General features: G+C 62.4%; 7 protein-coding genes, 2 tRNA genes and 2 rRNA genes (1 of these 11 cut by a window edge). 5 read left to right on the top strand and 6 right to left on the bottom strand.

Annotated elements, in window-relative coordinates; all coding sequences use genetic code 11:
- The 4 genes from ACSHT2_RS24025 to ACSHT2_RS24010 all read right to left on the bottom strand — a co-directional run.
- Positions 1-1042: ribosomal RNA gene (locus tag ACSHT2_RS24025) — 23S ribosomal RNA — on the bottom strand (it extends 1804 nt beyond the left edge of the window).
- 417 nt (positions 1043-1459) lie between these two features.
- A tRNA-Ala gene (locus ACSHT2_RS24020) sits at positions 1460-1535 on the bottom strand.
- A gap of 33 nt (positions 1536-1568) precedes the next feature.
- Positions 1569-1645, bottom strand: a tRNA-Ile gene (locus tag ACSHT2_RS24015).
- A 187-nt stretch (positions 1646-1832) separates the two neighbouring features.
- Positions 1833-3321 (bottom strand): 16S ribosomal RNA (locus ACSHT2_RS24010).
- Together the 16S and 23S rRNA genes with 2 tRNA genes alongside form the textbook arrangement of a ribosomal RNA operon.
- 991 nt (positions 3322-4312) lie before the next feature.
- On the opposite strand from ACSHT2_RS24010, the gene ACSHT2_RS24005 reads away from it, so the two are divergent.
- From ACSHT2_RS24005 to ACSHT2_RS23995, 3 genes are all read left to right on the top strand, one after another.
- Positions 4313-6376: a M23 family metallopeptidase gene (locus tag ACSHT2_RS24005; RefSeq protein ID WP_440636942.1), complete on the top strand. Its 2064-nt coding sequence runs from the start codon at positions 4313-4315 to the stop codon at positions 6374-6376.
- A 148-nt stretch (positions 6377-6524) separates the two neighbouring features.
- Positions 6525-8156 (top strand): hypothetical protein, encoded by a 1632-nt coding sequence (locus tag ACSHT2_RS24000; RefSeq protein ID WP_440636941.1) that lies wholly within the window; start codon positions 6525-6527, stop codon positions 8154-8156.
- An 84-nt stretch (positions 8157-8240) separates the two neighbouring features.
- Entirely contained in the window at positions 8241-8507 is a 267-nt protein-coding gene (locus tag ACSHT2_RS23995) for a hypothetical protein (protein WP_028178879.1), read from the top strand.
- A 161-nt stretch (positions 8508-8668) separates the two neighbouring features.
- On the opposite strand, the gene clpB is transcribed toward ACSHT2_RS23995, so the two are convergent.
- Positions 8669-11308 carry an ATP-dependent chaperone ClpB gene (gene clpB / locus ACSHT2_RS23990; RefSeq protein ID WP_271531601.1) on the bottom strand — a complete coding sequence of 880 codons (2640 nt, stop codon included), beginning with the start codon at positions 11306-11308 and terminating at the stop codon, positions 8669-8671.
- 241 nt (positions 11309-11549) lie between these two features.
- On the opposite strand from clpB, the gene ACSHT2_RS23985 reads away from it, so the two are divergent.
- On the top strand, positions 11550-12338 hold the full coding sequence (locus ACSHT2_RS23985) for an MOSC domain-containing protein (protein ID WP_440636939.1): 789 nt from the start codon (positions 11550-11552) through the stop codon (positions 12336-12338).
- 151 nt (positions 12339-12489) lie between these two features.
- Here the strand turns inward: ACSHT2_RS23985 and ACSHT2_RS23980 are convergent, their stop codons facing one another.
- Complete coding sequence (locus ACSHT2_RS23980) at positions 12490-13134, bottom strand: NlpC/P60 family protein (protein WP_440636938.1); 645 nt, start codon at positions 13132-13134, stop codon at positions 12490-12492.
- Between the two features lie 213 nt (positions 13135-13347).
- Between ACSHT2_RS23980 and ACSHT2_RS23975 the strand changes: the two genes are divergently transcribed.
- Entirely contained in the window at positions 13348-14211 is an 864-nt protein-coding gene (locus tag ACSHT2_RS23975) for an alpha/beta fold hydrolase (RefSeq protein WP_440636937.1), read from the top strand.
- Positions 14212-14246 lie beyond the last annotated feature (35 nt).

Here is a 14246-nt window from a genome sequence, read left to right as displayed (position 1 = left end):
GTTAGCACCCGCCGTGTGACTCCCGGATAGTACTCTCAGGTATTCGGAGTTTGGTTGGGTTTGGTAAGACGGTAAGTCCCCCTAGCCCATCCAGTGCTCTACCCCCTGAGGTATTCATCCGAGGCGATACCTAAATATCTTTCGCGGAGAACCAGCTATTTCCCAGTTTGATTGGCCTTTCACCCCTAACCACAAGTCATCGGAGCCTTTTTCAACAGGCACCCGTTCGGTCCTCCAGTGAGTGTTACCTCACCTTCAACCTGCTCATGGCTAGATCACTAGGTTTCGGGTCTAATACAACGAACTTGACGCCCTATTCAGACTCGCTTTCGCTACGCCTTCGCCTATCGGCTTAAGCTTGCTCGTTAAATTAAGTCGCTGGCCCATAATACAAAAGGTACGATGTCACCCAGAACGAATCTTGAGCTCCATCTGTTTGTAGGTGTCCGGTTTCAGGTCTATTTCACTCCCCTCGTCGGGGTGCTTTTCACCTTTCCCTCACGGTACTAGTTCGCTATCGGTCGCTGAGGAGTACTTAGGCTTGGAGGGTGGTCCCCCCGTGTTCAGACAGGATTGCACGTGTCCCGCCTTACTCGTGGATACATCATCGCATTACTCGTACGGGGCTATCACCCTCTAAGGCCCAGCTTTCCTGACTGGTTCCGATTGTCTCTGATGTATCACTGGCCTGGTCCGCGTTCGCTCGCCACTACTAACGGAGTCTCTGTTGATGTCCTTTCCTCCAGGTACTTAGATGTTTCAGTTCCCTGGGTTCGCTTGAAACCTCCTATGTATTCAGAAGTCTCATACCTTCTCTTGATAACCGGAAATCCAAAACCTTGCGGTCATGGTCCCGATCATTTCTGGTCAAACCCCAAAACCTAAGGTCTTGGAGTTCCGGCTATCGAAGGTGGGTTTCCCCATTCGGAAATCCGCGGATCAAAGCTTCTTCGCAGCTCCCCACGGCTTATCGCAGCGTAGCACGTCCTTCATCGCCTCTCAGCGCCAAGGCATCCACCGAACACCCTTAAGGCACTTGATTGCTCTCATTATCAATGTCCACACACTCGGCAGAATGTTGTCTATACGATTGCCAAGAGACCGAAATCTCTAAGGCTCGCGCCCTCGATGAACGCTACGTACAGCCGGACATTGACTAGAAAGACCAGCTTGCTTCGTAAGATCGTTCCGATAGCGAGGCGGTCAAGCTTCGCTAAAAGGATCATTTACAACTCGCATGTCTTTCGGGCGCAGCCTTGTGAGCCACACTGAAAGGCGCGCGAGCGCCGAAATGATCCGGAGATAATGAAGTCTCGCGCGGATATTCTCCGCACGATCCAACTCGGATCGATCTCCTCTTTACGATGTCAGAAATCACGCAGCTTGCTGTCCATCCGGACTAGCAAGTGCGAAGTGATGTTTCGCGGACGACGGCACAGGTCTCGGTGATCAAACCATCTGGTGGAGCCAGACGGGATCGAACCGACGACCTCATGCTTGCAAAGCACGCGCTCTCCCAGCTGAGCTATGGCCCCGTAACCAGAAGACGAATGCTCACTCGATGAGTGTGGTGGGCCTGGGAAGACTTGAACTTCCGACCTCACGCTTATCAAGCGCGCGCTCTAACCAACTGAGCTACAAGCCCCTAACGCATATCCAGTCAAGGACCAGGGATCTGCAAGCCTGCAGCCCCAGCGCGTGTTCGTCCGCGAAGAAAGAGAAACGAAGACGGCGAAATCCCGCCAATGCAGCTCAACGATCTGGCGATCTGTTGGCCACTGATGTTTCTAAAACGGTTCGATAGAAGCAAGCTTCTGAAGAACCATCCTTAGAAAGGAGGTGATCCAGCCGCAGGTTCCCCTACGGCTACCTTGTTACGACTTCACCCCAGTCGCTGACCCTACCGTGGCCGGCTGCCTCCCTTGCGGGTTAGCGCACCGTCTTCAGGTAAAACCAACTCCCATGGTGTGACGGGCGGTGTGTACAAGGCCCGGGAACGTATTCACCGTGGCGTGCTGATCCACGATTACTAGCGATTCCAACTTCATGGGCTCGAGTTGCAGAGCCCAATCCGAACTGAGACGGCTTTTTGAGATTTGCGAAGGGTCGCCCCTTAGCATCCCATTGTCACCGCCATTGTAGCACGTGTGTAGCCCAGCCCGTAAGGGCCATGAGGACTTGACGTCATCCCCACCTTCCTCGCGGCTTATCACCGGCAGTCTCCTTAGAGTGCTCAACTAAATGGTAGCAACTAAGGACGGGGGTTGCGCTCGTTGCGGGACTTAACCCAACATCTCACGACACGAGCTGACGACAGCCATGCAGCACCTGTGTTCCAGGCTCCGAAGAGAAGGTCACATCTCTGCGACCGGTCCTGGACATGTCAAGGGCTGGTAAGGTTCTGCGCGTTGCGTCGAATTAAACCACATGCTCCACCGCTTGTGCGGGCCCCCGTCAATTCCTTTGAGTTTTAATCTTGCGACCGTACTCCCCAGGCGGAATGCTTAAAGCGTTAGCTGCGCCACTAGTGAGTAAACCCACTAACGGCTGGCATTCATCGTTTACGGCGTGGACTACCAGGGTATCTAATCCTGTTTGCTCCCCACGCTTTCGTGCCTCAGCGTCAGTATCGGGCCAGTGAGCCGCCTTCGCCACTGGTGTTCTTGCGAATATCTACGAATTTCACCTCTACACTCGCAGTTCCACTCACCTCTCCCGAACTCAAGATCTTCAGTATCAAAGGCAGTTCTGGAGTTGAGCTCCAGGATTTCACCCCTGACTTAAAGACCCGCCTACGCACCCTTTACGCCCAGTGATTCCGAGCAACGCTAGCCCCCTTCGTATTACCGCGGCTGCTGGCACGAAGTTAGCCGGGGCTTATTCTTGCGGTACCGTCATTATCTTCCCGCACAAAAGAGCTTTACAACCCTAGGGCCTTCATCACTCACGCGGCATGGCTGGATCAGGGTTGCCCCCATTGTCCAATATTCCCCACTGCTGCCTCCCGTAGGAGTTTGGGCCGTGTCTCAGTCCCAATGTGGCTGATCATCCTCTCAGACCAGCTACTGATCGTCGCCTTGGTGAGCCATTACCTCACCAACTAGCTAATCAGACGCGGGCCGATCTTTCGGCGATAAATCTTTCCCCGTAAGGGCTTATCCGGTATTAGCACAAGTTTCCCTGTGTTGTTCCGAACCAAAAGGTACGTTCCCACGCGTTACTCACCCGTCTGCCGCTGACGTATTGCTACGCCCGCTCGACTTGCATGTGTTAAGCCTGCCGCCAGCGTTCGCTCTGAGCCAGGATCAAACTCTCAAGTTGGACTTGAACTTTGAACCGGCTGATCACAACGTTTGACGAGGTCCCACCATTTTTCCGACGACCGAAGCCGCCGAGCTGCCCGCGATTCACATCGCTGGCAACGATGGTGTTTCCTTTAAAACGTGTACCGCCGAAGTCTTTCGTCCGGTCTCGATCAGAAAAGCCGAAGCCTTCCAGAAGCGAGACCCGCAAGGACTCCGCCGTCCACGTTTCTCTTTCTTCATCTTCACTTGTCAAACAGCCCGGGACCAGGAGGCCCCAACCTTCCAGAGTGGAAGGGTTCCGACACCCTTACCGACGATGAATGACTCCAACCGACTGGTGTCGATTGTTGTGTCACTCAACAAGGTGAGGAGCATCAGTGGCGCGTCCGCTCGCCTTGGTCAGTGACCCGGCGGCGCCGCGCTCAGTGGTTGGGTTATAGTCCCCACCGATCGGGATTGTCAACGCCCATCGTCAACAAATCGTCGCACAGTGGATCGTCCAGAAAAATCACGTGATTCCAAGGGCTTGCGGAGGCGTAGAGCGAACAGGCCGACCCGGCGCGAAGAAAAAACTGAAAAAAAGTTTGAGCCCCTGGAGGCTCCGCAGGGGCCCCAGAGGCGGCTTGCGGCGCCTCTCCGGGGACGCCCCTCGCGCCGGCATCTTGGGGAAGTTTTTTCCATATTTGGCGCCGTACTTGAGCCACAATCCCGCGGCGTTCTGGTAAGAGACAAGCTTGAATCGCGGGGATGCCGTGGGGGCTGCCGGCGATTTTCATGGGGTCAGGGGAAGGCGATCTTGCAGATGACGCAACCTTCCTTCGACGTTCGAAAGACATCGAGAGAGCTTCATCCGTCCAGTTGTTCGTAATTTCGGCCGGCCCTATTCCGGGGCTTTCTGAGCGCGGGCGCCTGTGCGACTTGCCTTTTCCGGCGATCCCCGTTCAAGAGGGCGGCCAGGGACAAGGTTCGAAGCGGGCTTTCTTGGGTCGTTGATTGGGGGACTTGGGTTGAACCACAGGACGTCACGCGGCACCTACGGGCGTGAGACCGGGATCATCGATCTCGGCCACGAGCCGCCGCTGTCCGTCGATGGTTCTGAAGCCGCCGTGATCGACCGCCGCCGCGTCTCGGTGCAATGGTTCAGCGGGACAATTCTGACCGGACTCTGCGGCGCGGCCCTGATCGGCGGCGCCGTTTTCGCATCGCTCGACGGCGAGATGACGTTCGCCAAGGTGCCGGAGCGAGTCGAAGGCGCGTTGCGCGGAGCGTTCGGCGCCGCCGATCGCGCCGCCACGCTGCACAAGAGCGACCGCCTGCCGCCGCCGAGCGAATCCACCGCCTCGCGCAACATCGTGCGCGTCTCGACGGTCGCCCGCGTCGGCAACCGCGACGTGATGCGGGTGCGCCCCTTTGTCCGCATCGCCGGCAACCTGTCGATGACGACGAGCGAGCTGTCGGCGAAGATCCCGCCGTTCAACGCCCAGCGCCTGCTCACCGATGTCGGCTCCGATCCGAAGACGGCGTCCGACGATCCCAACAATCCAGAGGCGGTCGAGCCCGACGCCGAGGTGTCCTTCGTCACCAAGGACCTGTCGTCGGTACTGCCGAAGGCCAAGATTTCCGCAGTGGTGGCGCTCGACGACATCCTGATGCGGGTCCGCGATGCCGCCAACTGGCGCGGCAATGGCGGGGTGCGCTACGCCTCGCTCGCCAATGCCGCAGCCGACGTCTCCGGCACGACCGGCCCGTCCGACATCAAGATGGCCTACGCCACCGAGACGTCGTCGTCCGATCCCTATGCCGGTTTCGAGACGCGCGTGGTGCCGGAAAACGTCACGCTGCTGCCCAAGACCAAGGAGCAGATCACCGGCGGCAATCCCAACGGCGAGCGTGTCCATCTGGTCAGGAAGGGCGACAGCGTCGGCTCTGTGCTGCGCGATCTCGGCGCGACGGCTGACGAGATCAAGGCGATCACCGCAACGCTCGGCCCGCGCGGCCGCGAGGGCGGCCTCAAGGAAGGCGAGAAACTCCGCATCCTGATGGCGCCCGCAAGTCCCGGCGGCCGGCTCCAGCCCTATCGCGTCGTGGTTGCAAACGACACCATCGTGGAGGCGGTCGCGGCGCTGTCCGATCTCGGCAGATACGTCGCGGTCGACGTCTCCAGCATGAACACCGTCGCCGACGCCGCGGCCAACGCCGACAGCGACGACGATGAGGAGGATGACGGCGGCGGCGTGCGGCTCTACCAGAGCATCTACGAGACGGCGATGCGCAACAAGGTGCCGATGCCCGTCATCGAGGACATGATCAAGATCTACTCCTACGACGTCGATTTCCAGCGCAAGGTGCAGCCCGGAGATTCCTTCGACGTGTTCTACGCCGGCGAGGACGAAGGCGTGACGTCGAGCGAAAAGAACGAGGTGCTGTTCGCCTCCCTCACCGTCGGCGGCGAGACCAAGAAGTACTACCGCTACCAGAGCCCGGACGACGGCGTCGTCGATTACTACGACGAGACCGGCAAGAGCGCGAAGAAGTTCCTGGTCAGAAAGCCCGTCAACAACGCCATCATGCGCTCCGGCTTCGGCGGCCGCCGTCACCCGATCCTGGGCTACGTGAAGATGCACACCGGCGTCGACTGGGCAACCGCCTACGGCACGCCGATCTTCGCCTCCGGCAACGGCATGATCGAGAAGGCCGGCCCCGAGGGCGGCTACGGCAAGTACATCCGCATCAAGCATTCCAACGGCTATGAGACCGCCTACGGCCACATGTCGGCCTTCGCCAAGGGCATGGAGCCCGGCAAGAAGGTGCGGCAGGGCCAGGTGATCGGCTTCGTCGGCTCATCGGGCCTGTCGACCGGCCCGCACGTGCATTACGAGATCCTGGTCAACGGCCGCTTCGTCGACCCGATGCGCGTGAAGCTGCCGCGCGGCCGTTCGCTCGAGGGCCCGATGCTGGCCAGCTTCGAGAAGGAGCGCGACCGGCTCGACGGCATGTTGAGCGGCCGCGGCGCCGCCATCGCCCGCATGTCGGACGCGACCGGCGGGCCATTGCAGGTCACCAACCGCTAAGTCGGGCATCCGCCGCCCGGCGGGATCTCCAAACACGATCCGAATTCGACATCGTCGCGCGAGGCCGCTTCGCGGCGTCACAACGTCAAGTTTTGTTTGCCAAAGTGGCATGAAGGGCGAATACTTTCCAAAAAAGGGAGGTCTCGCCATGAAGAACAGGCTCGCCTGCGCAGCCCTGGTCGCTGCGCTGTTGTCCGCCACGAGCCTATCGGCTGAGACCTTGCCGGCAAACTGGGAGGTCACCAAGCTCGTCCCGGGCTCGGCATTCCACGGCGTGCACGGGCTCGCAGTCGACAAGGCCGGCCATCTGTTCGCCGGCAGCGTTGCAGGCGCGGCGCTCTACGAGGTCGACATTGCGGGCAGTCGCGCCAAGGTTGCAATCCCGGCACCGGTCGGAATGGCCGACGACATCGCGTTCGCGCCCGACGGCACCATGGCCTGGACCGGATTCCTCGCCGGCGATCTCTATGCGCGCAAGGGCGACGGCCCGATCAAGAAGCTCGCCAGCGGCCTTCCCGGCATCAACTCGCTGGCCTTCCGCAAGGACGGCCGGCTCTACGCCACGACCGTCTTCCTCGGCGACACGCTCTACGAGATCGATGTCGAGGGCGTCAAACCGCCGCGCCAGATCATGGAGAAGATGGGCGGCCTCAACGGCTTCGAGTTCGGCCCCGACGACAAGCTCTACGGTCCGCTCTGGTTCAAGGGCCAGGTCGCAAGGATCGACGTCGACAAGGCCGAGCTGACCGTCGTCGCCGACGGCTTCAAGGTCCCGGCCGCCGTGAACTTCGATTCCAAGGGCAATCTCTTCGTGGTCGACACCGCGCTCGGCCAGCTCGTCCGGGTCGCCCCCGACTCAGGCACGAAGACCATGGTCGCGCAGCTGAAGCCATCCCTGGACAATCTCGCCATCGACGGCAAGGACCGCATCTACGTCTCCAACATGGCCGACAACGGCATCCAGGAGGTCGATCCGGCGACCGGCCAGGCCAGGCAGATCATCATCGGCAGGCTCGCTTTGCCCGGCGGCATCGGCGTCACCTCGGAGAACGGCAGGGACACGATCCACGTCGCCGACGTGTTCGCCTATCGCACGGTGGACGGTGCGACCGGCGAGGTCACCGAAAAGGCGCGTATGCACGCCGCCGGCGTCACGCTCGAATATCCGATGAGCGCGACGGCGAAGGGCAACGACGTGGTCCTGTCGAGCTGGTTCACCGGCACCGTGCAGGTGATCGACGGCAAGACCGGCGCAACGCGCGACATGCTGCACGGCTTCAAGGCGCCGCATGACGCGGTCGTGCTGGCGGACGGCAGCATTCTCGTGGCCGAGCTCGGCACCAAATCGCTGGTCAAGGTGAGTGGCGAGCACGGCAAGGATCGCACCACGCTGATCGGTGACCTCGAGGGCCCGGTCGGGCTCGACGGTGGACCTGGCGGCGAGGTCTATCTCACCGAAGCCTTTGCCGGCGCCGTCTCCCGGATCGACACGAACGGCAAAAAGACCGTGATCGCCAAGGACCTGAAAATGCCCGAAGGCATCGCGCGCGGGAGCGACGGCAAGCTCATCGTGGCGGAGGTCGGCGCCAAGCGGCTGATCGAGATCGCACCGGACAGCGGCAAAGTCACCGAGATCGCCGCCAACCTCCCGATCGGCCTGACAGGCGCGCCCGGCGGCCTGCCGACTCACGTTCCGACAGGCGTCGCGGTCGGCGCAACGGGCGTCATCTACTTCAGCTCGGACGTCGAGAACGCGATCTACAAGGTGGTGAAGAAGTAGCATTCGCCGGCCAAGACCTGGCCGCGGAACCCGCAGGCGGGTTTCCGGTTAGCTGACGGAAGCCGACCAGCAGGAGGATCGCCCATGACGCGCCTCTCACGGGACGATGTCGTCAAGGCCGTGGACCGGGCCGACGACGTCACCATTGCCCAGATCATCGGAACCGGCGCGACGGTCGAGGAACTCGCCGAAGCCCAGGCCTGGCTCGCCAATGACGAGCCCATGATCAACGACTTGCGCCCGCTGGCGCAGGGACGGGTGCGCGAGCTGGTGGACATCCTGTCCGAGCTGGAAGAGGACGACGAGGAGGTTGGACCGGCCGAACCGGGCTCCGGGTCTGCTGTCGGTTAGAGCGGGATGGCTTCAGGTTGAATCGCTGCGGCGCCATCGACCTCTCCCGCAAGCAAGCGGGAGAGGGAGCGCGCCCAACGCGCAAATCGACAAAGCAAAACGCCCCGGAGAGATAGCTCTCTCCGGGGCGGCTTATCGTTTCAGGCGACGATCGCCGGCGCTCAGTTCAATTTCCGCTTCGTCACCGGCGCCTCGAACTGGGTGATCTCGGCGGTTCGCGGCGCCTTGCCGTTGAAGGTCAGCACGTTGCCTTCGGACGAGATCGCAACCGTGTCGCCGTCCTTGACGTCGCCGGCGAGGATCATCTCGGCGAGCGGGTCCTGGAGGTGGCGCTGGATCACCCGCTTCAGCGGCCTTGCGCCGTAGGCGGGATCCCAGCCCTTGGCGGCGAGCCAGTCGCGGCCCGCAGCATCGAGCGTCAGCACGATCTTGCGATCGGTCAGCAGCTTCTGGAGCCGCGTGAACTGGATCTCGACGATCCGGCCCATCTCGCTCTTCTGCAAGCGGTGGAACAGGATGATCTCGTCGACGCGGTTGAGGAATTCGGGGCGGAAGTGCGCCCTCACCATTCCCATCACCTGCTCGCGCACGGCCGAGGTGTCCTCGCCCTCCGGCTGGTTCACCAAAAACTCCGAACCGAGATTCGAGGTCATGATGATCAGCGTGTTGCGGAAGTCGACGGTGCGGCCCTGACCGTCGGTCAGGCGGCCGTCGTCGAGCACCTGCAACAGGACGTTGAAGACGTCGGGATGCGCCTTCTCGATCTCGTCGAACAGCACCACCTGATAAGGCCGGCGCCGCACCGCTTCGGTGAGCGCACCGCCCTCGTCATAGCCGACATAACCCGGAGGCGCGCCGATCAGCCGCGAGACCGAGTGCTTCTCCATGTATTCGGACATGTCGAGGCGGACCATCGCGGTCTCGTCGTTGAACAGGTACTCCGCCAGCGCCTTGGTCAGCTCGGTCTTGCCGACGCCGGTGGGCCCTAGGAACATGAACGAGCCGGTCGGCCGGTTCGGGTCTTGCAGGCCCGCGCGCGAGCGGCGCACGGCGGTTGCGACCGCGCGCACGGCCTCGGCCTGCCCGACGACACGCTTGCCGAGCTGCTCCTCCATCTTGAGGAGCTTCTCCTTCTCGCCTTCCAGCATCTTGTCGACGGGCACGCCGGTCCAGCGCGAGACCACCTGCGCGATGTGGTTGGCGGTGACCGCCTCCTCCATCATCTCGCCGGAGTTCTCCTTGGCCTCGATGTCCGCGAGCTTCTTCTCAAGCTCCGGGATCCGGCCGTAGGCCAGCTCGCCGGCCTTCTGGAATTCGCCGCGCCGCTGCGCGTTGGCGAGCTCGACACGCAAGCCGTCGAGCTCGGCCTTCAGCTTCTGCGCATCGGAGAGCTTGTTCTTCTCCGCGCTCCAGCGCGCCGTCAGCCCAGCAGACTTCTCCTCGAGGTCGGCAAGATCCTTCTCCAGGGTCTGGAGCCGGGTCTTGGAGCCGGGATCGCTTTCCTTCTTCAGCGCCTCCTGCTCGATCTTGAGCCGGATGATCTCGCGGTCGAGCGAATCCAGCTCTTCCGGCTTGGAATCGACCTGCATCTTCAGCCGCGCCGCGGCCTCGTCCATGAGGTCGATCGCCTTGTCAGGCAGGAAGCGGTCGGTGATGTAGCGGTTGGACAGCGTCGTGGCGGCGACGAGCGCGGAATCGGTGATCCGCACGCCATGGTGCTGCTCATACTTGTCCTTCAGGCCGCGCAGGATCGAGATGGTGTCCTCGACCGAGGGCTCGCTGACGAAGATCGGCTGGAAGCGCCGCGCCAGCGCGGCGTCCTTCTCGACGTGCTTCTGGTACTCGTCGAGCGTGGTCGCGCCGATGCAGTGCAGCTCGCCGCGGGCGAGCGCCGGCTTGAGCAGGTTGGAGGCGTCCATCGCGCCGTCGCCCTTGCCGGCGCCGATCAGCGTGTGCATCTCGTCGATGAACAGGATGAAGCTGCCCTCGCTCCCGGTCACTTCCTGGAGCACGGCCTTCAGCCGCTCCTCGAACTCGCCGCGGTATTTTGCGCCGGCGATCAGTGCGCCGAGGTCGAGCGAGAGCAGCTTCTTGTCCTTGAGGCTCTCCGGCACGTCGCCGTTGACGATGCGCAGCGCCAACCCTTCCGCGATCGCGGTCTTGCCGACACCGGGCTCGCCGATCAGGACGGGGTTGTTCTTGGTCCGGCGCGAGAGCACCTGGATGGTGCGACGGATCTCCTCGTCGCGGCCGATGACCGGATCGAGCTTGCCGTCGCGCGCGGCCTGGGTCAGGTCGCGGGCATATTTCTTCAACGCGTCATACGCGTTCTCGGCGGTCGCGGAATCCGCCGTCCGCCCCTTGCGCAGCGCCTCGATCGCCGCATTGAGGTTTTGCGGGGTGACGCCGCCCTTGTTCAGGATCGTGCCGGCCTCGCTGGTCTTCTCCAGCGTGAGGCCGAGCAGCAGCCGCTCCACGGTGACGAAACTGTCGCCGGCCTTCTCGCCAGCCTTTTCGGCGGCATCGAAGGTGCGGGCGAGCTCGGGCGCCAAGTAGATCTGGCCGGCGCCACCGCCGGAAACCTTCGGCACCTTGCCGAGGGCGTCCTCGGTCGCCTTCAGAATTGCACGGGAATTGCCGCCAGCGCGGTCGATCAGGCCGGCAGCGAGCCCCTCATTGTCGTCCAAGAGGACTTTCAGGAGGTGCAGGGTGGAAAACTGCTGGTGCCCCTCGCGCATCGCGAGCGACTGCGCAGACTGGATGAAGCCCCTGGAGCGTTCGGTATACTTCTCGATGTTCATCTTTTCTGTCCCTCGGCCTGCCCTTGGGGCCCTCTCAGGCACCCCAATACGGCATCTTCATTGGGTTTCCGCTCACCGCATTGAGGTTTCTCAAGCGGGAACGGCCGTCTTTTTGCCGACGTTGCCGCCGGCCTGCGGCAGATGTGGGAAGCAGATTGCGGATGCGAAAGAGGCGAGTTCACAAATTCGTGCGCTCCTGGGCGGGCTTGGCGCTGGCGGGCCGAATCCCTTAAGTAGCGGCATGACAGCCAGCCACACTGCCGAGATCACCGGCCTCTATCGCTACCCGATCAAGGGCCTGACGCCGGAACACCTGTCGCGCGTCGCTTTGCGGGTCGGCCAGACCCTGCCAGCCGACCGCCGCTACGCCATCGAGAACGGCCCGAGCGGGTTCGCCCCCGATGCGCCCGAGTGGAAGCCGAAGATCCAGTTTCTGATGCTCGCGCGCAATGAGCGGTTGGCTGAGCTCGACAGTCGGTTCGACGATGCCACCAATCTGTTGACCATCCGCAAGGACGGCCAAATCGTCGCCAGCGGCGATCTCGAGACCGCCGCCGGGCGCGCCGCCATCGAGGCCTATTTCAGCGAGAACTTTCAGCCGGAGTTGAAGGGCCCGCCCAAGATTCTGTCCGGCCGCGACCACAGCTTCTCCGATGTCGCCCGCAAGGTGGTCTCCATCATCAATCTCGGCAGCGTCCGCGCGATCGAGACCATGCTCGGCGGCGTCCCCGTGCATCCCCTGCGCTTCCGCGCCAATCTCTACGTCAAGGGCTGGCCGGCCTGGTCGGAGCTCGAGCTGGTCGGCCAGACGCTTGCGGTCGGGCAGGCCCGGCTGAAGGTGATCAAGCGCATCGTCCGCTGCCCGGCCACCAATGTCGATCCTGAAACCGCCAAGCGCGATCTCGAAATCCCGCCCACGCTGTCGCGCCATCTCGGCCACATGGATTGCGGCATCTACGCCGAGGTGATCGCCGACGGTGACGTCGGCATCGGTGATGTGGTGGCGGTGGAAGAGCCGAAGCTGGTGTGACGGCACTTCGGCTCCGCGCACTCCGTCATTGCGAGGAGCCCGCGACAAAATTGCGAAGCAATTTTGCGCTGGCGACGAAGCAATCCAGGCTATTCCCGCGGAGGGATTCTGGATTGCTTCGCTTCGCCCGCAATGACCACAGCGACGGGCCTCAATTCGGCATCACATACGCATAGATCCGGCCGCGCGAGACCGGCGCTTCGCGGACGCGGTTGCCGCTGTTGCCGGAGATCATGATCGGATTGCCCTGCGCGTCGATGCCGGTGATGATTCCGACATGGCCGCCCCGGCGGCCGCGCGACATCACCGCGATGGCGCCGACCTGCGGACCGGAGACGCGCGTGCCATAATGCGCGAACGAGTTCGCCATGTCGGAGCCGGTGCCACGATGGCCGGTCTGCTCGAGCACCATGTTCATGAAGCGCGCGCACCACAGGCTGCCGCGTCCGGTCGGATTGCCGCCGAGATAGCGGCGCGCCTCGGACACGAGGCCTGAGCCGCCACTGAGGCCGCCGCTCATGCCAGCACCGCCGGCATTGGCATTCGGATCATAGCTGGCCTGGGTGTCGGCGAAGCCGCTCGCCTGCAATTGCGCCGCGCTGCGCTCGAAGCGCGAGCTGCGGGCATGATGGCGGTGGTGATGATGTCTGGCGTGGTGCACGTGAGCGTGCCGCTCTGCGCTATGACGATGATGCGGCCGTGCCGAGGCCGGAGAAACGAACGCGGCGACCGCCGCAAAAAAGAACGCCAGCGCAACAACACAACGCGACAGGCGGAACGCAAACAACTCAACCATTCTCATCCTTCGTTACACCCCTACTTTCCGATCGGCCGGTGAAGTGGCCGACATAGGTCAGGCCGTTAAGCCGCCCGATGTGGCGAGAAAAAGACACCGCGGCGGCGAATAGCTGCGATGATTTTGTGTCGGTGCTGGTTCGATGCTGCCGCATTGCGGACAACAGCGTTAACTGCGATCCTGCAAAGGCGGCTTGACAGAGGGAAACGGTTAATGCCCCACGCCACGACCAAGGACGACATCCGCATCTATTTCGAAGAGGCGGGTCAGGGAACGCCGATACTTTTTCTGCACGAGTTTGCGGCCGACTACACCAATTGGGAGCCGCAGATGCGCTACTTCTCGCGCGGCCATCGCTGCATCACCTATTCGGCGCGCGGCTATACGCCGTCGGACGTGCCTGACGGCGAGGTCTACACCTACACGCATTTCTACACCGATGCGCTCGCGGTGCTCGATCATCTCGGGATCGGTCGCGCCCATCTCGTGGGTCTGTCGATGGGCGCCTATTCCTCGCTTCAGATCGGATTGAACGCCCGGCAGCGCGCCTTGTCGATGACGCTCGCCGGCGTCGGCTCCGGCTCGGAGCTCGACAATCTCGACAATTGGCGCAAGCAGTGCCGCGCCAATGCCGAGCAGTTCGAGACATCAGGCTCTGTCGAAGTCGCAAAGATCACACGCGAGGCGCCGAGCCGGATTCCCTTCCTGGTGAAGGACCCGCGCGGCCACGCCGATTTCTATGCTGCGCTGGCACGGCACGACGCCAAGGGATCTGCCAATACGATGCGCGGCTTTCAGGGCGGCCGCCCCTCGATCTACACAATGACGGACGCGATCGCGAAGGTAGCAACGCCCGCGCTGATCATCTGCGGCGACGAGGACGATCCCTGCGTCGGGCCCAGCCTGTTCCTGAAGAAGCATCTGCCCGCGGCGGGCCTCGCGATGTTTCCGAAGTCGGGCCACGTGCTCAATCTCGAGGAACCCGCGCTGTTCAACGAGACGGTGGAGCGGTTCGTCACGTTGGTGGAAGCCGGACGCTGGCCGGTGCGCGATCCGCGGTCGCTGGTGGGGAACTGACACTTGCTGTCATTCCGAGGCGCTCGAAGAGCGAA

Source organism: Bradyrhizobium sp. PUT101 (assembly GCF_052043945.1).
GTDB lineage: Bacteria > Pseudomonadota > Alphaproteobacteria > Rhizobiales > Xanthobacteraceae > Bradyrhizobium.
Note: the sequence above shows the minus strand (reverse complement) of the source record. Positions and strands in the feature narration are given on the sequence as shown.

Coding starts and splice junctions, on each gene's coding strand:
- ACSHT2_RS23995 (WP_028178879.1), top strand. CDS start 8,241: ATGACGCGCCTCTCACGGGACGATGTCGTCAAGGCCGTGGACCGGGCC.
- ACSHT2_RS23975 (WP_440636937.1), top strand. CDS start 13,348: ATGCCCCACGCCACGACCAAGGACGACATCCGCATCTATTTCGAAGAG.
- ACSHT2_RS24000 (WP_440636941.1), top strand. CDS start 6,525: ATGAAGAACAGGCTCGCCTGCGCAGCCCTGGTCGCTGCGCTGTTGTCC.
- clpB (WP_271531601.1), bottom strand. CDS start 11,308: ATGAACATCGAGAAGTATACCGAACGCTCCAGGGGCTTCATCCAGTCT.
- ACSHT2_RS23980 (WP_440636938.1), bottom strand. CDS start 13,134: ATGGTTGAGTTGTTTGCGTTCCGCCTGTCGCGTTGTGTTGTTGCGCTG.
- ACSHT2_RS23985 (WP_440636939.1), top strand. CDS start 11,550: ATGACAGCCAGCCACACTGCCGAGATCACCGGCCTCTATCGCTACCCG.